Origin of the sequence: Streptomyces sp. SPB162, assembly GCF_029504575.1 — a bacterium.
GTDB lineage: Bacteria > Actinomycetota > Actinomycetes > Streptomycetales > Streptomycetaceae > Actinacidiphila.
In genome coordinates, this window is sequence record NZ_JAQFII010000002.1 from 101,608 (window position 1) to 126,332 (window position 24,725).

Consider the following 24,725-nt stretch of genomic DNA (forward strand, 5'->3'; position numbering starts at 1 on the left):
GCCTACGCCAAGGAGTCCCCGGCCCGCAGGCCGCCGGCGCGGATGACGTCGGCGTACCACCGCGCGCTGTCCTTCAGGGTGCGCTGCTGGCTGGCGAAGTCGACATGGATCATGCCGAAACGCTTGCTGTACCCGTACGCCCACTCGAAGTTGTCCAGCAGCGACCAGAGGAAGAAGCCGCGGACGTCCGCGCCCTCCGCGATGGCCCGGTGGACGGCGGCGAGGTGGGAGCCGAGGTAGGCGATGCGCTCGGGGTCGTGGACGTCGCCCGACGGATCGCGGTAGTCGTCGTACGCGGCGCCGTTCTCCGTGATGAGCAGGGGGAAGTCGGGCAGTTCGGCCCGGAGCCGGGTGAGGATCTCGTACAGCCCGCTCGCGTCCACCGGCCAGTCCATCGCGGTGGCGCGGGCCGGGGGCGGCCACGAACCGGGCGTGCTGCTCGGCCCCCGGCCAGGCCGACGGGATGGCGCTGGTCCCGGCGGCGACGACGGTGGGGGTGTAGTAGTTCAGGCCGAGCGAGTCGATCGGCCGGGAGATCGCGGCCAGGTCGCCGTCGCGCACGAAGTGCCAGTCGGTGAGCGACGAGGTGTCGTTGATCAGGTCCTGGGGGTACCGGCCGTGGAACACCGGGTCGAGGAAGACCCGGTTCGCGAGCGCGTCGATCCGGCGCGCGGCGTCCAGATCGGCGGGCGATCGGGTCAGCGGCCGGACCGCGGCGAGGTTGAGCGTGAGGGAGACCTCGGCCGTCGACGGCAGCAGGTCCCGCAGCACGCCGACGGCCCGGCCGTGGGCGAGGTTCAGGTGGTGCGCGGCCCGCAGCGCGGCGGTGGGCTCGGCGCGGCCCGGCGCGTGCACCCCCTCCGCGTACCCCAGGAAGGCGCTGCACCACGGCTCGTTGAGCGTCGTCCAGGTCGGTACCCGGTCGCCGAGGGCGCCGGCGACGATCGCCGCGTAGTCGGCGAACCGGTCGGCGGTCTCGCGGACCGGCCAGCCGCCCGCGTCCTCCAGCTCCTGCGGCAGGTCCCAGTGGTAGAGCGTCAGGACGGGCCGGATACCCCGGTTCAGCAACTCGTCGACCAGCGAGCGGTAGAAGTCCAGCCCCTTCTGCAGGGCGGGGCCGCGCCCGGTGGGCTGGACGCGCGGCCAGGACACGGACAGCCGGTAGTCGGTCAGGCCGAGTTCTGACATCAGGGCGACGTCCTCGGGCATCCGGTGGAAGTGGTCGGCGGCGATATCACCGGTGTCGCCGTTGCGGACCTTGCCCGGGGTGTGGCTGAAGGTGTCCCAGATGGACGGGGTGCGGCCGTCCTCCCGGGCGGCGCCCTCGATCTGGTAGGCGGCGGTGGCCGCGCCCCAGCGGAAGCCCGGAGGGAAGGTGAGTGCGGTGGCGGCTTCCGGGCGCGCGTCGATGGCGGTCATCAGGAAAGGCTCCCAACACGGTCGTGAGGATTCGGAGTGGTGGCGCGGGGCGGAGCGGGGGGAGGAACGGACGGCTCACCCCTTGACAGCGCCGTGCATGATGCCGCCGACGATCTGCCGGCCCAGGAGCCCGAAGACCAGCAGGACGGGCAGGGTGCCCAGCAGCGTGCCGGCCATGATCACCGACTGGTCGTGCACGTATCCGCCGCCCAGTTGGCGCAGTGCGACCTGCACGGTGGGCTCCTGCGAGGTGAGCGCGATGACCGGCCAGAAGAACTCGTTCCAAGAGGCCATGAAGGTCAGCATGCCGAGCACCGCCATGCCGGGCCGGGCGATGGGCACCACGATGCTCCAGAAGATCCGCGCGGTGGACGCGCCGTCCACCCTGCCCGCCTCGATGAGCTCGTCGGGCAGCGCCTGCACCAGGTACTGCCGCATGAAGAACACGCCGAAGGCCGAGACGAGGCCGGGCAGGATCACCGCTTGCAGCTGGTTGATCCAGTGCAGCTTGGCGATCAGCATGAACAGCGGGATGACGCCCAGCTGCGGCGGGATCATCATCGTGCCGACGGTGATCGCCAGCAGCGGGTTGCGGCCCCGGAAGCGCAGCTTGGCGAAGGCGAATCCGGCGAGCGTGGAGCACAGCACGGTACCGACGGTCACCGAGCCCGACACGATGAAGGAGTTGAGCAGCGCCTTGCCGATGTCCGCCTGCTCCAGCACCTGCTGGAAGTTGTGCGTCAGGTTCGGGCCCGGCAGCAGCGACGGCGGGCTCTGCGCCAGTTCGGCGTTGGACCGGGTCGCCGCGACGATGGTCCAGTAGAAGGGGAACGCGGACAGCAGCGCGGCGACGATGAGGATCGCGTAGGCGAGCCGGCCCGCGTGGTGCTGGCGGCCGGCGCCGGTGGCCCGGCGGCGTACCTTCCCGTGCCGTCCGGTAGCCGGGCGGTCCTGGTCGTCCTCGGCGCCTGAGCGCGGCGCGGACGTGGTGAGCGAGGTCATCGGACGGCCTCCTGACGGGTACGCCGACGGGCGACGGCGGCGTTGGCGCCGACGAGCAGCACGATCAGGACGAACATGATCCAGGCGATGGCGGCGGCGCGGCCGAGGTGGAAGTAGCCCCAGCCCTGCTCGTACATATAGAGGCCCAGGGTCTGGTACTGGTGCGAGATGCCGCCGGAGATGCTGCCCTCGAAGAGCAGCGGCTCACCGAACAGCTGTGTCGCGCCGATCGTCGAGACGACGACGGTGAACAGGATGGTCGGACGCAGGCCCGGCAGCGTCACGTGCAGGAACTGCCGCCAGCGGGACGCCCCGTCGATCTGCGCCGCCTCGTACAACTCACCGGGGATGGACTGCATGCCCGCGAGGTAGATGAGCGCGTTGTACCCGGTCCAGCGCCAGGTGACGATGGTGGAGACCGCGATCTGCGAGGCCACCGTGCCGGACTGCCAGTCCACCGGTGAGAAGCCGACCAGTCCGAGGACCCAGTTGATCAGGCCGAAGTCGCGGCCGAAGAGCTGGGCGAAGACCAGCGTCGCCGCCGCGACGGAGGTCGCGTACGGCAGCAGCACCGCGACCCGCAGGAACGTGCGGCCGCGCAGCTTGTAGTTGAGCAGGTGGGCCAGGCCCAGGGCCATCAGCAGCTGCGGCACAGTGGACAGGACACCGATGCTGAACGTGTTGCGCAGCGCCGTCCAGAAGTAGCTGTCGCTCAGCAGCGCGGTGTAGTTGTCGAGCCCGCGCCACTCCATCTGGTCCGGGGTCTGCAGCTCGACCCGGTACAGCGAGACGTACGCGGTGTAGATCAGCGGGAAGAGCCCGAAGGCGACGAAGAGCGTGAAGAACGGGGCTGTGTAGGCGTACGGCGACATCCGGCGCAGCAGCCGGGTGCGGCGCTCGGCGCGGAGCCGTGGCGGGGGCGCCGTCCGGGCGGGCGGCGTGGTGACGGACACGGTCATGTGCCAGGCCTTCGTATCGGGGAACGGTGCTGAGGTACGTGTCGAACCGGTCGTACGGGAAGCGGGTGGCGACGTGGGGCAGCTGGTGCGCCGGGTCCGGGCGCGGCGGGGAGGTTCAGGCGTCCGGACCCGGCACCATCAGGCCGGCCCCGGTCAGCCGAGGGCGTTCTTCACGCCCTTCTGCGCGTGGCTCCAGGCCGCGTCGGCCGACGTGCCCTTGCGCTCGACCTCGCCGAGGGCGTTGGTGATCTGGGTGTTCACGTCGTTGTCACGCAGACCCGGCACCTGGACGGGCGCCTGCTCGGCGGCCGTTCCGAAGACCGTGCCGATCGGGGCGTTGCTGAAGTAGGGGTCCTTCACGTCCTTCACCAGGTCGATGGCACCGAGGTTGGAGGGGAAGCTGCCCTGCTTGGTGAAGAGCTTGGCCTGCTGCTCCTTGGCGGTGATCCACTTGATGAAGTCGAAGGCCTCCTTGGTGTGCTTGGCACCCTTGGGGATCGACAGGTAGGACCCGCCCCAGTTCCCCCGCGCCGCCCGGCAGGGCCGCGACGTCCCACTTGCCCTTGCCCGCGTCGGCGGCCTGGCCCTTGATGTAGCCCAGCATCCAGGCGGGGCAGGCGATGGTGGCGAAGGAACCGCTGCTGAAGGCCTGGTTCCACTCGGGGGCCCACTGGGCGAGCTTGGCGCTCAGACCGTCCTGAGCGGCCTTGACCGAGGCGGTCCAGGCCGCCTTCACCGCGGGGTTGGAATCGTAGATCAGCTTGCCGGAGGCGTCGTAGTAGCGCTCCTTCTGCTGTCCGACCATCACCGAGTAGAGGCTGGCGATGCTGTCCATCCAGTGGCTTTTGGCCGGCGCCTTGGCGGCGTACTGCCTGCCCAGGGCGAGGTAGCCGTCCCAGGTCGCCCACTGCTTGGCGAGCTCGACCCGGTCGGTGGGCAGCCCGGCGGCCTTGAACAGGTCCGCGCGGTAGCAGAGCGCCTCGGGTCCGGTGTCGGTGCCCAGACCCAGCACGCGCCCGTCGGGCGCGGTCGCGGCCGACCACTTGGACTGCGAGAACTGCGCCTGCAGGTCCTTGGCGCCCAGCGCGCTGAGGTCCTCGAACTTGTCGGCCTGCTGCCGGGTCACCGAGGCGATGCGGCCGACCTCGACCCCCTGCACGTCGGCGAGGCCGCCGCCCCCGGCGAGGCGGGTCTGCAGCGCCTTCCAGTAGTCGGCCTCGTTCTCGGTGTCGCTCTCCTTGATCGTCACGTTCGGGTGGAGCTTCTGGTAGTCGGCGTAGAGGCCGGCCTCCTGGTAGCCGAAGGTGCCGAAGAGGTCGACGGTGAGCGTGACCTTGCCCCCGTCGGCACTGTCCGCGGAGCTGCTCCCAGAAGAGCTGGATCCACAGGCGGCAAGGAGCGCCCCGGCCAGTGCGACCGCCCCGAATCTGATGGCGACGTGTCTGGCGGCTCGGGCAACGGGCATGGAAGCCTCCCATGGCTTCAGGACGGACGCGAGTTCTTGAGAGCGCTCTCAAGCGATGGCCAGGAGCGTGCCCGGACATCAGGTCGGCGTCAAGTGTTGAAGCGGAAATGCCTCGCGGCGGCTTGCGTGGACTGGGCGGCGCGCCACCGCGGAGCCCTGCCGGACAGATCGCGGGGAGCGGCCGACGCCGACCCGTGAGGCGCCGGACGAGACAAGTCACGGGGGCGCCACCGGTTGTTCGAACGCTTGAGCAGCCGCGCGACGGAGAGCGCTCTCCTCCATTCGTGGCAAGGCCGTCGCGCTCGTGGACGCCTCCGGGTCGGCGCCGACGACTCCGGCGGGCGCCCTGGCGTCGGGTGGGCGTTCACCACCTGAACCGCTTCCGCGTTCGGGGCGCTGAACCCGTCCATTTCTTGCCCGCGGCGGCGCCCAGCCGAACTCCGATTCGGCCGGGCGCCGCCGGTCGGCGCCGGCGGTCAGACGTCGTCGCCCCGGGCGGGGGTGGCGGCCGGGCGTTCGGGAGTCTCCCGCACGTCATGGTCGGTGGGCCGGCCGGGCTCGCCCTCCGGGACGGCGGCGCGGGCGACTTCGGCACGCAGCATGGCGTTCAGGGCCGCGAAAGGGTCGATGGGCATGCAGAGTCCTCCGGGATCGGGAAGTGGGGCCGGCGTGCGGAGCGGAAGGGGGCCGGAAAAGCGGCCCTCGGTCCGGTCAGCAGCGCAGGACCACACAGCTCAGCCCGAGGAGTCCGGTACCAGGCCGTTCGGCGGTCGGCACCGGGACACCGCGCCGCGGGGCGGCCGCGGCGGGGTGGGTACCGGTGCGGGCCGCGTGGCGTACCACCCGCGAGGGCCCGGCGGCCCGCGGGACCCGGGCCGCTCGTACCGTGGCGCCGGCCTCGTTCGGGTGCTCGTCGCCCGCGGCGGACAGCGGCTCCGACACCACGGTCCGGGGCTGGATGTCCCCGTCGGCCATCAGGTCCGGTGACAGCGTCCCGCCCACCAGCAGAAACACGGCGACGACGGCCAGCAGGACGTCCAGGGCAGCGTCGCGCCGGCTGCGGCGCTGCGCGCGGCGGCACGGCGGAACGGCACCCATGGATCGGACCTCCTGATCACGGGTCCTATCCGCATTCCGTCCTGTGATCACCTGCCGGCCGTCCGCGTCCCCCGCTTGGCCTGCGGTTTCATTCGAATCGGCGAGTCCGCGCACACGCGGTGTGACGGGCCCGGGCGCTACCGGATACCCGCGCGGAACGTTCCACGTGGGATGCTGGGAAGTGACGGCCGTTCTCGAGGCCGCAATCGCCACCGTCCGGACCGTTCCGGGTGGCCCCGTTCTGTGAAACCTGACGAAGGTGCCATGACCACGCTTTTCTCCAACCCTGATCCCTCCACGCCGGTCGCGCCGCATACCTCGCCGGTCCCGTCGACCGACCCCTTCCACCAGGCCGACCTGGGCGACGACCCGGACGCGCGGTACGAGGACGAGGACGAGCACGGGGACGTGAAGGCCGACCTGACCGCTCCCCCGGCACCGCCGGCGCAGACCCGGTCCCGGCGCACGTCGCGGCCCGCCGCCAGGCGGTAGTGCTTCGTAGGACCCGCCTCCCACCTGGCCTTTCGAGCTCGGGACGGTGCGCGCCGCGTCCGGCGCGCACGCGGGACCCACGGAGTGTCAGACCCACGCGGCAGACTGTGCACATGGACGCCGCAGACGACGAACTCGCCATCCTGCAAGCCCTCCACGCACATGCCCGCGCCGTGGGAGAGGACCCGGGCCTGGTCGAGGATCTCATCGGCCTCGTACGGGGCTTCGGCTCGCTCGACGCCGCCGCCGAGGCGTCGGCAGAGGCCGAGCGCCGTACGGACGCCCAGACCCGGGAGCTGTCCGCGAAGATCGATCTTTGGTGCAACCTGCCCGACACCGACCGCAGTCGGCACCGGTAGGCGGTACGGCCCGGCGGGTCCTTCGCGGGACCACCTACGGACACGCGTCGGCCCCGCGACCCGAGGGGGGTGGGCGCGGGGCCGACGGCGCCGGGCGGTGTCCTCACAACCCCGCCCGGCGGGAAACGCCCGGGAACCAGTCGGGCGTTCTGGTCTGCGCGCGGCCCGGCCGGGTGATCGGTGGACCGGGGGAAGACCACCGAGACCTCGGTTCGGGCCGCGCAGTTTCATGGTGCAGCCGGGGGTCCCTCCTGCTCAACCCGGCCGCTCCCCTGACGCATGCCCGCCCGACCCCTGATCATTCCTCCGGAGCGACGGGGTATCTGGCGCACCGCCGAAAAGCGTTCTCCGAACTCCGCCCGCACTCGTGGGGCGAGCGGCCGTCGGGCGGCCTGACGCATCGTCTGTCCACGACTCCCGGTGACAAACCCTCGCTCGCGCCGTCTCATCCGGCGGCCGTGGCCCGTTCGACCAACTGCAGCGCGAGCGGGTCTGCGGCGTAGACGATCCGCACGACGCCGTCGGCGTGCCGGTCCGCGCTGGCCGCGACCCCGAAGACGTCGCGCAGCACCACCGGGGTGAGCACGTCCAGCACCGGCCCTGCCGCGACCACGGCGCCCTGTTGCAGGACGACGAGGTGGTCGCAGAGCCGGACGGCGAGGTCCAGGTCGTGCAGGACCGCCAGCGTGGTGGTGCCGATGGCCCGGATCAGCGAGAGCAGCTCGAAGCGCGCGCGGATGTCGAGGTGGTTGGTGAGCTCGTCCAGCACGAGTAGGTGCGGGCGCTGGGCCAACGCCCGGGCCAGCAGCACCCGTTGCCGCTCCCCGCCGGAGAGCGAGGCGAAGTCGCGGTCGGCCAGCGGGCGGGCGCCGCACTGGTCCAGCGCCCGCTCGACCGCCTCGTGGTCCTCGGGGCCGTCCCGGCCGAGCAGGCCGTGGTGCGGGGTGCGCCCCAGCGCCACGATCTCCCGCACGCACAGCCCCGTCGCATGGCCCACGTCCTGCAGGACCGCGGCGGTGCGGCGGGCGGCGGCGCGGGCGGGGATCGTCCAGATGTCGTCCCCGCCCACGCACACCGCCCCGCCCTCCGGCCGCAGCGAGCGGTAGACCGAGCGCAGCAGCGTGGACTTGCCGCTGCCGTTCGGCCCGACGAGCCCGACGATCTCGCCGGACCCCACCTCCAGACAGACGTCCCGCAGGATGGGCCGGCGATCCAGGGTGACGTCGAGCTGGTCGACGCTGAGTCTCATACGGAATCCAAGCTCGTGTTGCGGCGCAGCAGCCACAGGAAGAACGGCGCGCCGAAGAGGGCGGTGAGGATGCCGAGCGGCAGTTCGTTGGGCCGGTCCAGAGTGCGCGACAGGAGGTCGACGACGACGAGGTAGATCGCGCCGGTGGCCGCGGCGAGCGGGAGCAGCCTGCGGTGGTCCGCGCCGACGGCGAGCCGCACGAGGTGCGGGATCATCAGGCCGACGAAGCCGATGCCGCCCGCGACCGCGATGATGGTGCCGGTCAACAGCGAGGACAGCACCAGCAGCGCGGCCCGCAGCCGGTGCACCTCCACCCCGAGTGCCGTCGCGGACTCGTCCCCGGCCAGCAGCGCGTTCAGTCGCCGCCCGTACAGCGCGAGGGCGACCGTCGTCCCGAGCACGGCGCCGCTCACCAGCGGCAGTTGGCTCCACTGTGCCCCGGCGACGCTGCCGAGCATCCAGAACATCACCGAGCGCAGCTCGTTGGGGGTGGCCCGGAGCTGCAGATAGCTGGTGGCCGCGAGGAACAGGTAGCCGATGGCGACACCGGACAGCACCAGACGGGTGGGAGCCAGTCGGCCGCCGCGCCGGCCGAGGAGGAAGACGAGGGCGACGGCCGCGACGGCGCCGGCGAACGCCGCCGAGGAGACGCCCAGGCCGCCGAGGGCGCCGGTGGTCAGCGTCATGACCAGCACGGCACCGAGCGACGCCCCGGAGGAGACGCCCAGGACGTAGGGGTCGGCCAGCGGGTTGGCGACGACGGCCTGCAGCACGACCCCGGCGACGGCGAGGCCGCCGCCCGCGAGCGCGGCGAGCAGCACCCGGGGGATACGGAAGTTCCAGACGATCTGGTCCTGGACGGGGTCGCCGGCGAAGGTGCCGCCGCCCAGGTGGGCGAGGACGATGTGCCAGACGTCCCCGAGGGGGACGTTCACGGCTCCGATGCCGACGGCCACCATCATCACCAGAACGAGCAGGGCGAGGAGGGCGGGCAGGACAAGCAGGGCGGACAGCGGGGAGCGGGGACGCAGCGCGCGTGGGGTCATCTGCGGCGCGTCAGAGGGCGTCGGGGTGCAGCATCCGGGCGATGCGTTCGACGGCGACGTCGTTGCTGGGCCCGAGATAGATGGAGTCGGACAGGACCGTGAATCTCTTGTCCCGTGCGGCGTTCCACTGCGGGAACCGCGCCAGCAGCTTGCGTGCGTAGCCGGCGGCGTCCGGGTCGTGGTAGCTGACGACGACGAGCGCGTCGACCTGCGCGGCGGCGACCTTCTCCTTGCTGAGGTCGGCGAAGGAGTTGCTCGTGACGGAGGCGAACGCGTTGGCTCCCCCGGCCTTGGCGAGGATGTCGTTCCAGATGCCGACGCCGGCGATCGAGCTGAACTCGTTCGCTCCCATCGACATGTTGGAGAAGATCACCATCACCTTCGACGGCCGTGCGGCGCCGGCTGCCGTCGCCGGCCTGGCGGTCACCTTGGTGCGGACGGCGGCGACGTGCGCGCGGGAGTCCGCGATCAGCTTCTCGGCGCGGGCGCTGACGCCGAAGATCCTGCCGAGGTCGCGCAGCATCGAGTAGCTGTCGTCGATGGACGGCGGGCCTGTGAGGGAGCCGGCGTCGTCGCAGCCCTTGACCGGCAGGTAGGTGTGCGCGCCGATCGACGCGAGGTCCTTGCGGGTGGCGTAGCCGTTCTTGGGGTCGAAGCCGAACCCTGTGGTGGACAGCACGAAATCCGGCCGCAGGTTCAGCATCGCCTCGCGCGGGATGTCCTGGATGTCGTTGAGTTTCACTCCTCCGGTGGGCAGCTTCGCGATGGCCTCGGCGCGTCCCGGTACCTCCGACATGCCGTAGGACTGGGCGTTGGCGACGATGCGGTCACCGAGCCCGAGGGCGAGCATCGAGGACACCTCGGCGACGGACGCGCCGTTCATGACGACGACACGGCTGGGCGCCTTGGTGTACGTGGTGGTCTGCCCGCAGTCGGTGACGGTGACCGGGTAGCCGGGCCCTGGTGGTTCCGCTTTTCCGGCGGAGGCCGCCGTCCTCGACGAGGTGCCGCAGGCGGCGGTGGCCAGACAGAGTGCTCCGACCGCGAATGCGGCGGTTGGCTGTTTCCATGACATGCGGGCTCCTCGGGTGGTGCGGACTCCGCTTCAGTAGTCGGAGCGGAGTCCGCCCGGGTTCCCGGATGTCGTGAACCAGATCTCCGCATCAGCGACGGGCCTGGTGGGGGACGCGGGGCCGTTGCCTGTCGGGCGGCGGCAGCGCCCCCGTCGTGACGCAGCGCTCCAGGTACCGGTGGACCAGCCGCCGGTCGATGGAGGGGCAGCTGACGCCACTGCCCCGGAGCCCGTGCAGCAGGTTGTCGGCGACGACCCGGCCCAGCCCCAGTTCGGGTTCCGCGACGGCGTCTTCCGCCGCTCCGGCGACGGGGTCGTCGGTCCGGGAGTCGAAGAACGCCAGGGTCGTGGTGGCGACGTCGGCGGCGCGCGGCAGTTCCGCCCGCCACCGCGCCAGCGGCATGCTCTCCAGCGGGTAGCCGAACTCTCGTATCCAGGCGTAGAGATCGGCCAGCCGGACGGTCGGCACCGGCGCGTGGTTGTACACCGGCCGCTCGGCCGGAGCGCTCGCCGTCACGGCGGCGGACAGCCGGACGACGGCCCGCGCCACATAGTCGACCGGGGTCCACACCTCGGCCTCGAACAGGTCGGGCACGATGCCGGCCGGGATGCCGGCGCGCAGCACGCTCCACAGGAAGTCGCGCTCGTTGACGTAGCCGGTGCCGGCGGCGCCGACGACCCGGCCGAGCCGGTGCACCGTGACGGGTAGCCCGCGTTCGCCCGCCTGCTCCACCAGCCGTTCCGCGGCCCACTTGGACTGCTGGTAGCCGTGGACGAGGCCCGGATGCGGGGGCAGGAACGTCTCCGCGACCTCAGGACTCGCCCCGGCGGGCGGCGCGACGGAGAGGGTGGAGACGAGGTGGAACGGGATCGCGCGGGTCGCCGCCATCCGCAGCAGCTGCCGGGTGGACTCCACGTTGGGCCCGCGCAGGCTGGCGTACTCGCGCATGATGCTGACGGTCGCCGCGTTGTGGTAGATCGCGTCGCAGCCGGACGAGAGTTCCGCGAAGCGGCCCTCGGTGAGTCCGAGCAGCGGGCGGGCGAGGTCGCCCGGCTCGGCGACGACCCGCTGCTCCCATCCATGAGGCGGCGTCAGTTCCTGTTCGGCGAGTGCCCGGTGGATCCGTCCTTCGGCCGCCGCCCGGTCCTCGGCCCGCACCAGGCAGACGACCTCCGCGTCGGTGGCCGTCAGCAGCTCGGCGAGCAGCTGGGCCCCGACGAAGCCGGTCGCCCCGGTCAGCAGCACCCGTCGTGGCGGGGACACCGGCGGGGTGCGTCCGCCGGGGCCGACGGTGATGTCATCGTGCAGAACGGAGTCGGCGAGTACGGCCTGCGGCACCGGACCGCTTGGTGCCGCTTCGGGTACGGCCGGACCGCGCTGGTCGTCCAGATGGCGGGCGAGTTCGGCGGCCGTCGGGTACTGGAAGAGCCAGGCGACGCGGACGTCGGCCCCCAGCTCCACACCGAGCCGGTTGGCGACCTGGATCGCCTGCAGCGACTGGCCGCCGAGGTCGAAGAAGTCATCCTGCGGGGTGATGTCCGCAGTGCCCAGGACCCGCGCCCAGGCGGCGACGACGACCTGTTCCGTACGGTGCACGGCGTCATCGGTGACGTCGTCGGCGACCGGTGCCGAAGCCGCGGCCGGCGCCGCGAGCGCGTTGCGGTCGATCTTGCCCGCGCCCGTTCGGGGCAGTCGCCCGGTGAAGAGGACGGCGGACGGGATCATCGCGGCGGGCAGCGTGGTCCGCAGGTGCTCGCGCACGTCGGCGGCGGACGGCGCCGGCGGGTCCGCGACGACGTGCGCGACGAGGCGGCGCGTACCGTCCGGCAGCACCTGCCCGACGACGGCCGCCTCCCGTATCCCCTGATGCGTGAGCAGGACGGTCTCCACCTCCGCCGGCTGCACCCGGTGCCCGCTGATCTTGAACTCACCGTCGGCGCGTCCGACGAACCGGAGCTGTCCGTCCGTCCCGAGCCGTACGAGGTCTCCGGTCCGGTACGCGCGCGGCCGGTCCGCCGGCTCCGGCAGCGGCTGGAACCGCGCGTCGTCGCCGCCCGCGCCGCCGCGGTACCCCCGGGCGAGCGCGTCACCGACGAGATACAGCTCGCCGACCGCGGAGTCCGCGCCCGCGTCGTCCGCGGACGACAAGACGACGACGGCCCTGGTGCCGGGCAGCGGGCGGCCGATCGGGACGTCCCCGCGCGCCAGTTCCGGCACCTGCAGTTCCGCCACGATGGCCACCACGGTCGTCTCCGTCGGCCCGTAGGTGTTGAACAGCCGAACCGAGGACCCGACGGCGTCCCGCCAGCGGTCCACCCGCTCCGGCAGCGCCGCCTCACCGCCGATGATCACGGCCCGCAGCATTGGCGGCAGCTTCGCGGCGCCGGTCGAGACCGCGTACGCCAGCTCGTGCCAGTACGCCGTTGGCAGGTCGAGGACGGTGATCCCCAGCCGCTCGCAGGACCGCGTCAGAACAGGCACGGACTCGGTCATCGCGTCAGTGCGCACCACGAGCGTGGCGCCGGCGCAGAGCGTCAGGAAGATCTCCTCCACGCTGGCGTCGAAATGCAGCGGCGCGAACTGCAGTACGCGGTCGTCCGGGCCGATCCCGTACCGGTCGCCCGCCCCCGCCACGAAGTGCGCCAGCGCGGCATGGCTGATCTCGACGCCCTTGGGCCGGCCCGTGGACCCTGAGGTGTGGATGACGTACGCGAGCCGGTCCGGGTCCGGCTCGGCAGTGCCACGCGCCGCATCCGCGACGTCCAGGGAGTCCGGTCCGTCCAGCAGGAGCTGCGGCAGCCCGCTGCCCCTGAACCGGTCGGCGTACCCCGCCGTGGTGATGACGGCCCCTGCTCCGGACTCGCCGCACAGCGTCTCGATCCGGGCGGCCGGGGCGCCGGGATCCAGCGGGCAGTAGGCGGCGCCCGCGAGGAGGATGCCGAGGATGGCGGCGACCGCGTCGATGCCGCGCGGCAGCGCGATGATCACCGTGTCCCCGGGCCCGGTGCCCTGGCCTGCCAGCCGGCCGGCCACACCGCGCGCGGCCGCCAGCAGTTCCGCGTAGCTGAGCGTCGCGCCGTCGAACGCGACCGCCGTCACATCGCCGCGGGTGGCGGCGTGTTCGGCGATGAGGTCGAGGACGGGACGCGCGGGACGCGGCAGCGGTCCCCCGTCGAGGGTGACCGCGGTCCTGGTGGGCGGGGTGATGGCCCGGCGGCCGCCCAGCTCGCCCAGCGGCCGGTCCGGCGCGGCCGTCGCGTCGTTCAGCAGGGCCAGCACCGCGCTCTGGTGCCGGGCGAGCGCCGCCTCGTCGTACAGCTCCGGGTGCGCGTCGAAGGCGAACCGCAGGCCCTCGCCCTCGGCCCGGTCGTAGACGTTGACGGACAGGTCGTCGACCGGCCCCGCCGACACGTTGTGGACGGTGCTCCGGTGTCCGGCGAAGCGCAGGTCGTACTCGAACGGCATGATGTTGACGCCCGGCCCCGACAGCCGGCGCCTGCCGCCGACGAGTTTGAGTTCCCGGCGCAGGTGCTCGTACCGGTAGCGCTGGTGCGGCAACCCGGCGCGCAGTTCCGCCGAGACGCGGGTGGTGAGGTCGCGCAGCGTGTCGCCGGCGCCGACCGCGATGCGCAGCGGCAGGACGTTGCGGACCATGCACGGCACCCGCAGCGACACCGAGCCGAGCCGGCCCATCGCGGGCAGGCTGAGGATCACCTCGGGCTCGCCGGACTCCTGGGCGAGGTACCCGGCGGTGACCGCCAGCACCACGTCGGACCAGGTGACGGAGAGCTCGCGGGCCACCGCGCGCAATGTCCCGGTCTCCGGCGCGCCGAGGTCGGTCACCCGTCGCAGGAAGGTACGGGCGGGCAGCGCGGAACGCTCGGCGAGGGTGGGGACCGCCGGGCGGTCCGCGAATCGCTCCGTCCAGTAGGCCCGGTCGGCCTCCCGGCGTTTCGAGGCGAGGTAGGCCCGGTCCTCCTGGTAGACCGATTCCAGGGTGCCGAAGCCGCTCTCTCCCAGCGGTGTGCCCTGGGCCAGCGCCGTGTAGACCTGCGCGACGCGGCGGGCGACGAGCGACAGGCCGAACCCGTCGAGGGCGATGTGGTGGACGCGGTGGTACCAGAGGAACTCCGCGGGACCGGTCTGCAGCAGCGCGTGCCCGAAGACCGGGTCGTGGGCGAGGTCCACCGGGCGCGCCACGTCGCGTTCCATCCAGGCGGTGGCGGCGGCCCGCGGGTCCGGCTCCGCGGTGAGGTCCGCGGTGTGCAGCCGCCAGTCGACGGCGGGCACCGCGATCTCCCAGGGGCGGCCGTCGACCTCGGTGAACCGCACGTTCAGCGCCTCGACCTCGCCGACGGCGTGGTGCAGTGCCTTGTCGAACGCCGCCACGTCCACCGGTCCGTGGATCTGCACGTATTCGGCGGTGTTGTAGGCAGGGCTCTCGGCGTCGAGTTGGTGGCCGGTCCAGATGCCCTCCTGCCCGGTGAGCAGGGCCCGGCGGTCCCCGGGCGCGCCGCGGGTCTCAGGCGTCGGCATGTGCGCCTCCGGACTGCCGGTCCGCCAGCAGCTGCCACCATTGGGCGAAGGAGGTGCGTTCCGCCAGTTCGACGAAGCTGACCTCGGATCCGGCCGCGCGCCAGCGCTCGGCGAGGGTGACGATGCGCAGCGAGTCCAGGCCGGCGTAGAGCGGGTTCTCCTCCAGGTCGACCTCGTCGGGCTGCTGGTGCAGGAACTCGGCGAGGTCGGCGCGGAAGTCCGCGAGGGTCAGGGGCGTCGAGGGCGGTGAGGGCGTCAGGGGCTCAGGCACAGTCATGTGGTCTCTCTCGAAGTCACGCGGGACGTCGCGGGCGCCGGGGTCAGTTGACCTTGCGCCGGGCGTCGTCCCAGAAACGGTCGCGCAGCTCCCGGCGCAGGATCTTGCCGCTCGGATTGCGGGGCACGTGGTCGATGAACTCGTAGGTGGCGGGCAGTTTGAACGCGGCCAGCCGTCCTACCAGGAAGCGGTGCAGGTCCCGGGGCTTTGGCGGCTCCTGGCCGGGGACCGCGACGACGAAGGCGCGGACGCTCTCGCCCCAGCGCTCGTCCGGGGCCCCGACGACGACCGCCTCGGCGACCCCCGGGTGTGCTTCCAGCGCCGACTCGATCTCGGCGGGGTAGACGTTCTCGCCGGCCACGATGACGGCGTCCTTGATGCGGTCGCTGATGAAGACGTAGCCCTCGTCGTCCAGGTACCCCGCGTCACCGGTGTGCACCCAGCCGTCGACGAGCGTCTCGCGGGTCTTGTCGGGCAGGCCCCAGTACTCCAGCATCCGAGCCGGTGTGGCCAGGCACACCTCGCCGACGACGCCGGGCGGCAGCGGTTCGCCCTTGTGGTCGATGACCTTGCAGTCGATGCCCGGGTACGGGCGTCCGGCCGCCGTCATCCGCGCCCCGCCGGGTACGTGGGCAGCGGGCGGCAGGCACACCGCCGTGTTGCCGGTCTCGGTCAGGCCGTAGATCTGGGCGAAGTCGCTGTCGAACATCGCCAGACTCTGCTCCAGCAGTGCCTCGGAGATCGGCGAACCACCGTAGACGATCTTCCGCAGGGTGTTGAAGTCCTCCGGTTTCACCCCGGGTTCGGCGAGGATCATGCGCAGCATCGCGGGCACCACGCAGGCGGTGGTGATGCCGAGGTCGCGGATGAGGGCGACGGCGTCGGGGGCGGAGAAGGCGCGCATCGCCACCACCGTCACCCCGGCGTTGAAGTTCTGGGTGGCCCACCACAGGCCGCCGATGTGGAAGCCGGGTATGCCGACCAGGGCGATGTCGCCGGTCCTCCAGTCGATCCAATCCAAGCCCTCTCGGGCCAGTGCGTCCCGGACGGCGAAGAAACTGCGGTGCGCGAGGACGACTCCCTTGGGCAGCCCGGTGGTTCCGCTGGTGTAGAGCTGCGCTATCGGGTCGTCGGGGCCGGTCGCCGGGTGGGGATCGGTGTCCGGCTGCGCGTCCTTCCAGGACTGGTACGCCGGCCGGTCCCCGGTGGAAGCGCCGCCGAGGAGGACGACGGTGCCCGGCGGGTCGGTCGGCATCCGGTCGACGACCTGGGCGAACTCGTCCTCCAGGAAGAGCAGTGCGCTCGCCGAGTCCTCGAGGATGTGACTCACCTCGGGGGCGGTGAGCCGCCAGTTCACCGGCACCAGCACCGTTCCGCTCTTGGCGCACGCGAAGAGGATCACGTAGTAGTGCTCGGACTCCCGGCCCAGGTACGCGACCCGCGCTCCCGGCGGCAGGCCCGCGGCCCGGATCGCGTGGGCGACGCGGTTGCTCTCCCGGTGCAGTTCCCCGTAGGTGAGCGTGCGGTCCTCGCAGCGGACGGCCACGGTCCCTGCCCGCTCAGCGGCGTGGAAGGCCGCGGTCTCCCACAGCGTCCGCAGGAACGGGTAGTACGGTTGTTCGTCGCCCGGCGGACGACCCACGGTGCTCACAGCCTCTGTCCTTTCCGGGCCGCGCGCCTCCGGACGGGCGGCGGCGCGCGGCGATGTCGGGGGGACGTTCAGGACGCGCCGACGGCCACTCCGTCGAAGGCGTTGACGAACGCGAGTTTCACCTCACCGTCGCAGCGGCCGCCCGCCGCGTCCCAGTACCGGTAGGAGGTGTCCGCGATGATCAGCGGATCTCCGCCGCCGGGGGTGCGCCGGTCCACGGTGTGGATCTCGAATCCACCGGAGAAGGCACGGGCGTTGATGGGCCGGCGGAAACTCCCGCCGAACCGGGCGATGAGGATGTCGGGCAACTGGTGCCGCCAGTAGTCCTCCAGCGTCCAGGAGCTGAATTCCGGCAGCAGCCCTTCCTTGACGGATTTGGCGACCACGTAATACATCATCTGGTTGTAGCTGATGTTCACTTCGACCGCGTTCAGATGGCCCGTGTCGTCGATGTAGCACGACTCGCCGATGGAGAACTCGCATGCGGCCGAGACCCGGCCGTTCTCCACAGTGACCACGGCGGACCGGAGATATTTGCAATGCGCCTTGTAGGGCCGCAGCACCCGCGGCAGGAGTTCGGTGTCGGTATCGAAGGCGGTCATCGCCCTACGCCGCCGGGATCTCGTCGTAGAGCTTGCGCTCGTCGTGCACCGTGACGCGGAAGGAGACGGTCGGCTCCGGCGCGGCGGTGTGCAGGGCGCGGTGGATCAGACTGCGGTTGTCCCAGACCAGCAGGTCGCCCTGCTCGAAGGTCTGCAGGTGGATGCCGGGGTGGGTGAACTCCTCGTCCAGTTGTCCGGTGGCCTCGAACAGCCGCCGCAGCAGCGCCTCGTCAAGCGGACGGCCGTCCGCGTCCTCCATACCGACGGTGAAGCCCTCGCTCAGGTACAGCACCGTCTCGCCGGTGAACGGATGGGTGAAGGTGGTGGGCTTCACCACCGGCGGGGTCTTGGTCTCGACCTCCTCCAGGATTTCGGAGAGTGGCCGGTACACGTCGTGCGGCCGGATCTTGAAGTACTTCCGTACGGAATGCCGCGCGCAGGTGCCCTCGATGTCCTGCTTCAGGTCCTCGGGCAGTGCCTCGTACGCCCGGCCCATGTCGATGAAATAGGTTCCGCGGCTCTTCTGCGGAATCACCTGTGGGTAGATGAGGGTGAGTCCGAACGGGTCGGGCATGAACATGTAGTCGGCGTGCCAGAATTTGCCGGTCTTCGGCACACCGATCTGCTTCCCGTCCTTCGGGACGTTCGAGGAGACGAATATCTCCTCGACCTCGGGGTGCTGGTACATGGGCTCGTAGTACGTCTCGGGACGGCCCAGTCGCTTGCCGAGTTCGAGGAACTGTTGGGGCGACAGGTCCTGGCCCTTCAGCACCGCGATCTTGCGCGTGTAGACCGTCTGCTTGAGCGCGGCGATGTCCTCGTCGGTGGCGGCGGCGTAGTCGAAGCCCTCGATGCTCGCACCGAGCGTCTTGCCGTCCTGCGGAGTGATCTTCATGGGTCAGCCCTTCGTGTGGTGGGTGGTGGCCGGCGTGCCGACCGGGCCGTCGAGCTTCGCGTCGATCAGCCCTACGGTTTCCTCGAGGGTCAGGTCGCCGCGCAGTTCGTTGTCCGCGACCTCGATGCCGAGATCGCGCTCGAGGCGCATGCTGATCTCGACCATCGTCAGCGAGTCGACGTCGAGTTCGGCGAACGTCGCCTCCGGGCGGACCAGGTCCGGGTCCGCGTCGTGCAGCTTCGCGATGATCGCGACCAGCTGCTCGTAGGTGGTGCTCATGGCGGCTGTCTCCTCCGTTGTGCTTCGGGTACCGGAAGTGCTGAGGTCGGGCCACCGCAGTACGCAGGAGCCCCAGGTGAGGCCGCCTCCGAACGCGGTGAGCAGGATGCGCTGACCCGGCTGGACGACCTGCCGGGCGGCGGCGTCGGCGAGGGCGAGCGGTATCGAGGCGGCGCCGGTGTTGCCGACGGACTCGATGTTGGACACACAGGCGGTCCTGGCGAGTCCGAGCTCGTCGGCCACCGAGTGCAGGATCCGCAGGTTGGCCTGGTGGGGCACGAGGTGGTCGACGTCCTCGACCTTCCAGTCGGCGCGCTCCAGCACCGCGCGCGCCGAGCCGGCCATGTGGGTCACGGCGTGCCGGTAGACCTCCCGGCCGCGCATCGCGAAGCGCCGGTCCTCGCGCGTGCCGTCGCCGGCCCGCTGCCGGGAGCCGCCGGCCGCGACGATGATGAGCTCCTCGTTCGCGCCGTCACTGCCGAGGTCGAAGTGGGTGACGGCGCCGAGTTCGTCGGCGCGCCCGGCGCGCAGCACCACCGCTCCCGCGCCGTCCCCGAAGATGATCGCGTTCGCCCGGTCGTCGGGGTCGACGATCGAGGAGTACGTGTCCGCTCCGATCAGCAGCACCCGGCGGGCGACGCCGGCCGCGATGAGCCCGGCGGCCGAGGCCAGCCCGTACACGAATCCGGTGCACACGGCGCTGATGTCGAACGCGGCCACGCCGTTCAGGCCGAGCCGGTCCGCGACGAGGGGCGCGGTGGCCGGGCAGGAGCGGTCGGGTGTGGTGGTGGCGACGATCACCGCGTCCACCGACGCGGCACCGGCGGACTCCAGCGCCCGGCGCCCCGCCTCGACCGCCAGGTCGGAGGTGGCCTGCCCGGGGTCCACGACGTGCCGCTGCCCGATGCCGGTACGGGTTCTGATCCACGCGTCGGTGGTGTCGAGACGCCGCGACAGGTCCTCGTTGGTGACGACCCCTGGCGGCAACCATCCGGCGATGCCGCAGACGACGGCGACGGGCGCGGCTCCTGCGGGCCGGTGGGCCGGGTGGGTCGGATCGGTGGAGGTGTCGGGTAGGGGCGGCAGGGTGGGGATGTTCGGGCTGAGCACGGCGGATCTCCTCGGTATGCGTGCACTTGCGCGGCCACCACGGGCCGGGAGGGAAACGGAAACGAGTGAAGGGTCGGACGGCGGTCGGCGACGGGTCGGGCGGTCGCGTTCAGGCGCCGGGGCCGGGAGCCGGCACTCTGCGGAAGGCCAGCAGCACCACGGTGCCCAGACAGATGCCCGCCGCGATCACGTAGACGGCCGTGCGGATGTCGCCCAGCAGGGCGAGACGCAGCGCGTCACCGTGCAGGGCGCCGTGCCGGCCGGTGTCGGCGACGGCCACCAGCACCGCGAGGCCGACCGCGCCACCGACCTGCAGGGTCGTGGACGCGAGGCCCGACGCGACACCCTGGTCCCCGGGCGCGACCCCGGCGGCCGCCGCGATCCACATCGCGGTCCATCCGGCGCCCTGCCCGGCGCTCAGCAGCACGATCCCCGGCAGCACCCGCGCGTACGAACCGTCGGCGGTCAGCCCCGGCGCGAGGACGGCGACGCCGGCGGCGCCCAGCAGCAGGGATCCCAGCAGGGTCTTCGTCATCCCGATCGCACCGACCGCCAGTTCGCCCACCTTGGTGCCGGCCGCCACCACCAGCGCCGGGACGAGGAAGGCGAGCCCGGTCTGCAGGGCGCTGTAGCCGCGCACCGTCTGGAAGTACAGCGTCAGGAAGTACGGCAGCGAGCTGAAGGTGGCGCTGAACACCGCGGTCAGGGCCATGGCGGCGACCAGGCTGCGGTGGCCGAACAGCCGGGCCGGCGTGAGTGGGTCCCGGGTGCGGGTCTCGATGACCGCGAAGGCCGCGAGCAGTGCGACGGAGGCGGCCGCGCAGCCCAGGACGGAGGCACTGGTCCAGCCGGCCTCGGGTGCGTGCACCAGGACGAAGACCAGCAGGGTGATGCCGCCGGTCGCGGCGAGCGCGCCGGCCACGTCGAACTGCCGCCGCCGCTGCCACGTCTCGTCGGCGGGGAAGAGCATCCATCCGGCGACGGCGATCAGCACGGCCAGCGGCACGTTGACGAAGAAGACCGAAGGCCAGCCGAACGCGTCGACGAGCACGCCGCCGAGCAGGGAGCCGAAGCAGAGTCCGCCCGCGCCCGCGGCGCCCCAGACGGCGAGCGCCCGGTTGCGGGCCGGCCCCTCACTGAACAGCGTATTGATCAAAGAGAGAGTGGCGGGAAACAGCAGTGCCCCGCCGATGCCCTGGACGGCGCGGACGGCCACCAGGACGGCGGCGGATCCGGCCAGTCCTCCGACGAGGGAGGAGCCGGCGTACAGCAGGGCCGCGACGGTGAAGATCCGGCGGCGGCCGAGCAGGTCGGTGGTCCGGCCGCCCAGCAACAGGAATCCGGCGGTGGCGACGACGTAGGCGCTGACCACCCACTGCAGGTCCTGGGCCGAGAAACCGAGGCCGCTGCCGATGCTCGGCAGGGCGACATAGACGACGTTGAAGTCGAGAGCGATGACGAGCTGAGCGGTGGCCAGAACGAACAAGGACAGTCCGAGACGTTGGCGCGTTGGAGCGGGTGGTGCCTTCAGTGCAGACATGCTCGGACGTTCCCCCTTGGAATGCGCCCCTGGTCGTATGTCCGTCACACGCCGGGAGCGAGACCCGTTGTGGATCCTGACCGAGGCTCCGGAACGCGGCAAACGCCGTGCATTCGATTTGGACTGACTCAGGGTCGTATTGCGAATGCGGCTTCCGTGTGGTGCGGCTGCGCCGGCGCGTTGGAGTAACGCGGATGTGCCACCGCTAACCGGCCAAAGGAATGGGCACCAGCGGGGAAGTTGTCAACCCGCCCTGCAGTCAAACCTGCTATTTTTGGCCACCCGTGGAGCACTGCGAGGCCCAGGAGATGGCGAATTAAGGCCGCGACTTCCGTGATCCCGCCTCGTTCGCACCACAGGGGCTCTCAACAGGGGTTTTCTAGTAGTCGGATGAGGGAGTCATTCAGTTCCCGGCGTCTCCGACAATTTTCATCACACCATACTGGGTTGCGGATCGGCCGACCAGCCCCGTACGGCATGCAAACATGAGGAGTGGCATCGACTCCTGGGGCAGAAATTCCCGCTCCCGCACGTTCCGCCGGCTCGTGGCGTATATCCAGGGCGGCGCCACCACCGGCTCTGCTCGGATTCCTGTTGCTGTTGGCCGTCCTCATGGCAGCCTCGTTCGCGGTCGGCCGGGCGGCCGGTCCTGTCGCTCCGGGAATTCACCGGACGGGCAATGACGCACCGGGTGTCCCGGGCGAACCGTCACCCGGATCGCCGTCGGAACCGGACGGCGGCGGGATGCCGGGCATGGGCGGCATGGGGTCGCAGGGGCCCGAGATCACGGCGGCCGGACGATGACGGCCTCCGGTGCGATCACCACGGATCTGGTCGTCGGCGGTATGACGTGCGCGGCCTGCGTCGGCCGCGTGGAGAAGAAGCTCGCCCGGCTTGCCGACGTGACCGCCAGCGTGAACCTGGCCACCGGCCGGGCGCGCGTCACCCACCCGCCGGAGATGCCGGCCGAGCGACTGATCTCCGCCGTGGAGCAGGCCGGTTACACCGCCGAACTCCCCCGCCCGCCCGCACCGGACGGCAACGGGCCCGTCGGGGCCGGGGCCGATGATGCCGCCGGCCGCGACGCCGCCCGGGACCGGTTGCTGGGCACCGCCGCGCTCGCGCTCCCCGTCATGCTGCTGTCCATGGTCCCGGCCTGGCAGTTCAATCACTGGCAGTGGCTGTGCTTCACCCTCGCCGCACCCGTGGCCACCTGGGGGGCCTGGCCGTTCCACCGCCAGGCCCTGCGGGGGCTGCGGCACTCCGCGGCGACGATGGACACGCTGGTGTCCGTGGGGGTGGCCGCCTCCTTCCTCTGGTCCGTGTACGCGCTCTATTTCGGCGGGGCCGGCGAACAGAACATGCGGATGCCGTTCAACTGGCTGCCGTCGGCCGGCGACGGAGTCGCGCACGTGTATCTGGAGGCGGCGGTCGGCGTTCCGCTGTTCGTGCTGACCGGGCGCTACCTGGAGGCACGCGCCCGGCGCGGCACCGGCTCCGCGCTCCGCGCGCTGGCCGAACTGGGCGCCAAGGACGTCGAGTTGCGGGGACACAACGGCGTCGGCGGCCCGCGGATACCCATCGCGGAGCTGCGGGTCGGCCAGGAGTTCCTGGTGCGGCCCGGCGAGAAGGTCGCCACCGACGGTGTCGTGGTGGACGGCGCTTCCGCGCTCGATCTCTCCCTCGTCACGGGCGAGAGCACACCGGTGGAGGTCGGCCCCGGTGCCACGGTCGTGGGCGCGGCCGTCAACTCCGGCGGTCTGCTGGTGGTGCGGGCGACCGCCGTCGGCGCCGACACCCAACTCGAGCGGATCACCCGCCTGGTGACCGACGCGCAGGCGGGCAAGGCCCGCGTCCAGCGGCTCGCGGATTCGATCGCCGGCGTGTTCGTACCCGCCGTCGTGACGGTCGCGTGCACCGTGCTGGGCTTCTGGCTGGGGGCGGGAGCGGGCGCCGAGGCCGCCGTGACCGCGGCCGTCGCCGTCCTGGTGGTCGCCTGTCCGTGCGCGCTCGGCCTCGCCACTCCGACCGCCTTCCTCGCCGCCACCGGACGCGGCGCCCGACTGGGCATCCTCATCCGCGAACCCGAGGCGCTGGAGCGGCTGCGCCGGGTGGACACCGTCGTGTTCGACAAGACCGGCACGCTCACCACCGGCCGGATGGCCCTCGTCGCGACCACGACCGTTCCCGACGGACCGGCCGCCGACGAGGTACTGCGGCTGGCGGGCGCGGTGGAGCACGGCTCGGAACACCCCGTCGGACGGGCGGTGGCCGCCGCCGCACGCCGGCGGGCCGGAGAGGGCGCCGCCCTGCCGGCGGCCGAGGGCTTCCGGGCGCTGCCCGGGGTGGGCGTGACCGGCCGGGTCGAGGGTCACGAGGTGCGCGTGGCCGGCCCCCGCGACCGTTCAGACCTGCCCGACGTGCTGCGACAGGCCCTGGAACGGGCGGAGCGTGCCGCGCACACCGCCGTCGTCGTGGAGCTGGACGGCCGGGCGGCCGCCGTGCTGGCCGTCGGCGACACCGTGCGCCCCTCCAGCTACCGCGCCGTGCGCCATCTGCGGGAGCTGGGCATCGAGTCCGTCCTGCTCACCGGCGACGGACCCGCCGCGGCCGCGGCGATCGCCGAGCAGGTCGGCATCACCCGGGTGCACGCCGGCGTCGCCCCGCGGGGCAAAGCCGAGATCATCGCCGAACTGCGGTCCGAAGGGCGGCGGGTGGCCATGGTCGGCGACGGGGTCAACGACGCCGCGGCGCTGGCCGTGGCCGATCTCGGGATCGCGATGGGCACGGGGACCGACGTGGCGATCGGCGCGGCGGACCTCACGCTCGTGCGCGAGGACATGGAGGCGGTCGTGCAGGCCGTCCGGCTCACCCGTCGCACCCTGCGCACGATCCGGGCCAACCTCGGGTGGGCGTTCGCGTACAACGTCCTGACGCTGCCGCTCGCGGCGACCGGCTGGCTCGACCCGATGTTCGCGGCGCTGGCGATGTCGGCCAGTTCGGTGCTCGTCGTCGGCAACAGCCTGCGGCTGGTCGGGCCTTCGCCCGGCGGCGGGTCCGGTTCCGGATCCGCTGCACGGGGGGCCGGGCGGACGCCGGGCCGTCGCGCCGGCGGCGAGCGGTCCCTGGCGGGTGCGCGATGACTCCGCCGATCGACGACGGCCCCGACCGGGCTCCTGCCGGGATCATCCTCGAGGTGCCGGGGCCGCTGCGCGCCGCGCTGGTCCCGGTGGCCACCTGCGTGGCCGTGCTGGCGCTGCTCACCGCCTACACGGCGACGGGCGCGGCCGGCGAACCCCCGGCCCGGATCACCGTCACCGACGCCCGCGTCCTCCGGCCCGCCAACACCGAGGCGACCGCGGCCCTCTTCACCGTCCGCAACTCCGGCGGCACGGCCGACACCCTGCTGTCGGTGGACTCCCCGGTCCTGGGGCCCGCGATGCTCACCCGCACGGTCGTCCGCGACGGAGCAGGCCGGATGGCACCGGCAGGTCCGGTCGCGGTGCCCGCGCACGGCGCCGTGACCATGGATCCGGCCGGGCTCGACGTCATGATCCAGCGTCCGCCGCGGCTGCCGCTGGGTGAGCGGGTGCCGTTCGTCCTGCACTTCCGGGACAGCGGTGACGTGCGCGTCGAGGCCGTGGTCGTCCGCCCGGGAGCCTGAACCCGGACG

General features: G+C 72.1%; 18 protein-coding genes and 3 pseudogenes. 4 read left to right on the forward strand and 17 right to left on the reverse strand.

The window, feature by feature from the left end:
- Positions 1–2: 2 nt before the first annotated feature.
- The 6 genes and pseudogenes from M2266_RS30470 to M2266_RS30505 form a co-directional block, all read right to left on the reverse strand.
- Positions 3–1,419: pseudogene (locus M2266_RS30470) on the reverse strand (GH1 family beta-glucosidase).
- Between the two features lie 75 nt (positions 1,420–1,494).
- Positions 1,495–2,421: a carbohydrate ABC transporter permease gene (locus M2266_RS30475; RefSeq protein ID WP_277441507.1), complete on the reverse strand. Its 927-nt coding sequence runs from the start codon at positions 2,419–2,421 to the stop codon at positions 1,495–1,497.
- Complete coding sequence (locus tag M2266_RS30480; RefSeq protein ID WP_277441508.1) at positions 2,418–3,380, reverse strand: sugar ABC transporter permease; 963 nt, start codon at positions 3,378–3,380, stop codon at positions 2,418–2,420. Before M2266_RS30480 ends, M2266_RS30475 begins: the two co-directional genes overlap by 4 nt.
- A 153-nt stretch (positions 3,381–3,533) precedes the next feature.
- Positions 3,534–4,845: pseudogene (locus tag M2266_RS30495) on the reverse strand (extracellular solute-binding protein).
- A gap of 476 nt (positions 4,846–5,321) precedes the next feature.
- On the reverse strand, positions 5,322–5,480 hold the full coding sequence (locus tag M2266_RS30500; protein ID WP_277441510.1) for a hypothetical protein: 159 nt from the start codon (positions 5,478–5,480) through the stop codon (positions 5,322–5,324).
- A 76-nt stretch (positions 5,481–5,556) separates the two neighbouring features.
- Positions 5,557–5,943 carry a hypothetical protein gene (locus M2266_RS30505; RefSeq protein WP_277441511.1) on the reverse strand — a complete coding sequence of 129 codons (387 nt, stop codon included), beginning with the start codon at positions 5,941–5,943 and terminating at the stop codon, positions 5,557–5,559.
- Positions 5,944–6,207: 264 nt separating this feature from the next.
- Between M2266_RS30505 and M2266_RS30510 the strand changes: the two genes are divergently transcribed.
- Positions 6,208–6,435 (forward strand): hypothetical protein, encoded by a 228-nt coding sequence (locus M2266_RS30510; RefSeq protein WP_277441512.1) that lies wholly within the window; start codon positions 6,208–6,210, stop codon positions 6,433–6,435.
- A 113-nt stretch (positions 6,436–6,548) separates the two neighbouring features.
- Positions 6,549–6,794: a hypothetical protein gene (locus M2266_RS30515; RefSeq protein WP_277441513.1), complete on the forward strand. Its 246-nt coding sequence runs from the start codon at positions 6,549–6,551 to the stop codon at positions 6,792–6,794.
- Positions 6,795–7,239: 445 nt separating this feature from the next.
- On the opposite strand, the gene M2266_RS30520 is transcribed toward M2266_RS30515, so the two are convergent.
- The 11 genes and pseudogenes from M2266_RS30520 to M2266_RS30570 all read right to left on the reverse strand — a co-directional run bounded on the left by M2266_RS30520 (position 7,240) and on the right by M2266_RS30570 (position 21,052).
- Positions 7,240–8,043 (reverse strand): ABC transporter ATP-binding protein, encoded by an 804-nt coding sequence (locus M2266_RS30520; protein ID WP_277441514.1) that lies wholly within the window; start codon positions 8,041–8,043, stop codon positions 7,240–7,242.
- Positions 8,040–9,005 (reverse strand): iron ABC transporter permease, encoded by a 966-nt coding sequence (locus tag M2266_RS30525; protein WP_277441818.1) that lies wholly within the window; start codon positions 9,003–9,005, stop codon positions 8,040–8,042. Before M2266_RS30525 ends, M2266_RS30520 begins: the two co-directional genes overlap by 4 nt.
- Before the next feature lie 94 nt (positions 9,006–9,099).
- On the reverse strand, positions 9,100–10,164 hold the full coding sequence (locus M2266_RS30530; protein ID WP_277441515.1) for an ABC transporter substrate-binding protein: 1,065 nt from the start codon (positions 10,162–10,164) through the stop codon (positions 9,100–9,102).
- A gap of 88 nt (positions 10,165–10,252) precedes the next feature.
- A complete protein-coding gene (locus M2266_RS30535) occupies positions 10,253–14,698 on the reverse strand; it encodes an amino acid adenylation domain-containing protein (protein ID WP_277441516.1) in 4,446 nt (1,481 codons plus the stop codon).
- The gene (locus tag M2266_RS30540; RefSeq protein WP_277441517.1) at positions 14,685–14,975 is read right to left on the reverse strand and encodes a phosphopantetheine-binding protein; all 291 of its coding nucleotides are present in this window, start codon (positions 14,973–14,975) and stop codon (positions 14,685–14,687) included. The genes M2266_RS30535 and M2266_RS30540 overlap by 14 nt, the downstream gene beginning before the upstream one ends.
- A gap of 43 nt (positions 14,976–15,018) precedes the next feature.
- Complete coding sequence (locus M2266_RS30545; protein WP_277441518.1) at positions 15,019–16,626, reverse strand: long-chain-fatty-acid--CoA ligase; 1,608 nt, start codon at positions 16,624–16,626, stop codon at positions 15,019–15,021.
- Positions 16,627–16,694: 68 nt separating this feature from the next.
- Positions 16,695–17,228, reverse strand: a complete 534-nt coding sequence (locus tag M2266_RS30550) for an FcoT family thioesterase (RefSeq protein ID WP_277441519.1) — start codon at positions 17,226–17,228, stop codon at positions 16,695–16,697.
- Positions 17,229–17,232: 4 nt separating this feature from the next.
- Positions 17,233–18,123 (reverse strand): TauD/TfdA family dioxygenase, encoded by an 891-nt coding sequence (locus M2266_RS30555; protein WP_277441520.1) that lies wholly within the window; start codon positions 18,121–18,123, stop codon positions 17,233–17,235.
- A gap of 3 nt (positions 18,124–18,126) precedes the next feature.
- Positions 18,127–18,402 carry a phosphopantetheine-binding protein gene (locus M2266_RS30560; protein WP_277441819.1) on the reverse strand — a complete coding sequence of 92 codons (276 nt, stop codon included), beginning with the start codon at positions 18,400–18,402 and terminating at the stop codon, positions 18,127–18,129.
- Positions 18,403–18,444: 42 nt separating this feature from the next.
- Positions 18,445–19,488: pseudogene (locus M2266_RS30565) on the reverse strand (beta-ketoacyl-ACP synthase III); the annotation flags it as partial.
- A 133-nt stretch (positions 19,489–19,621) separates the two neighbouring features.
- Positions 19,622–21,052, reverse strand: coding sequence for an MFS transporter (locus M2266_RS30570; protein WP_277441521.1), 1,431 nt, complete (start codon positions 21,050–21,052; stop codon positions 19,622–19,624).
- 800 nt (positions 21,053–21,852) lie between these two features.
- Between M2266_RS30570 and M2266_RS30580 the strand changes: the two genes are divergently transcribed.
- Positions 21,853–24,195, forward strand: coding sequence for a heavy metal translocating P-type ATPase (locus M2266_RS30580; protein ID WP_277441522.1), 2,343 nt, complete (start codon positions 21,853–21,855; stop codon positions 24,193–24,195).
- Positions 24,192–24,716 (forward strand): copper chaperone PCu(A)C, encoded by a 525-nt coding sequence (locus tag M2266_RS30585; RefSeq protein ID WP_277441523.1) that lies wholly within the window; start codon positions 24,192–24,194, stop codon positions 24,714–24,716. Before M2266_RS30580 ends, M2266_RS30585 begins: the two co-directional genes overlap by 4 nt.
- Positions 24,717–24,725 lie beyond the last annotated feature (9 nt).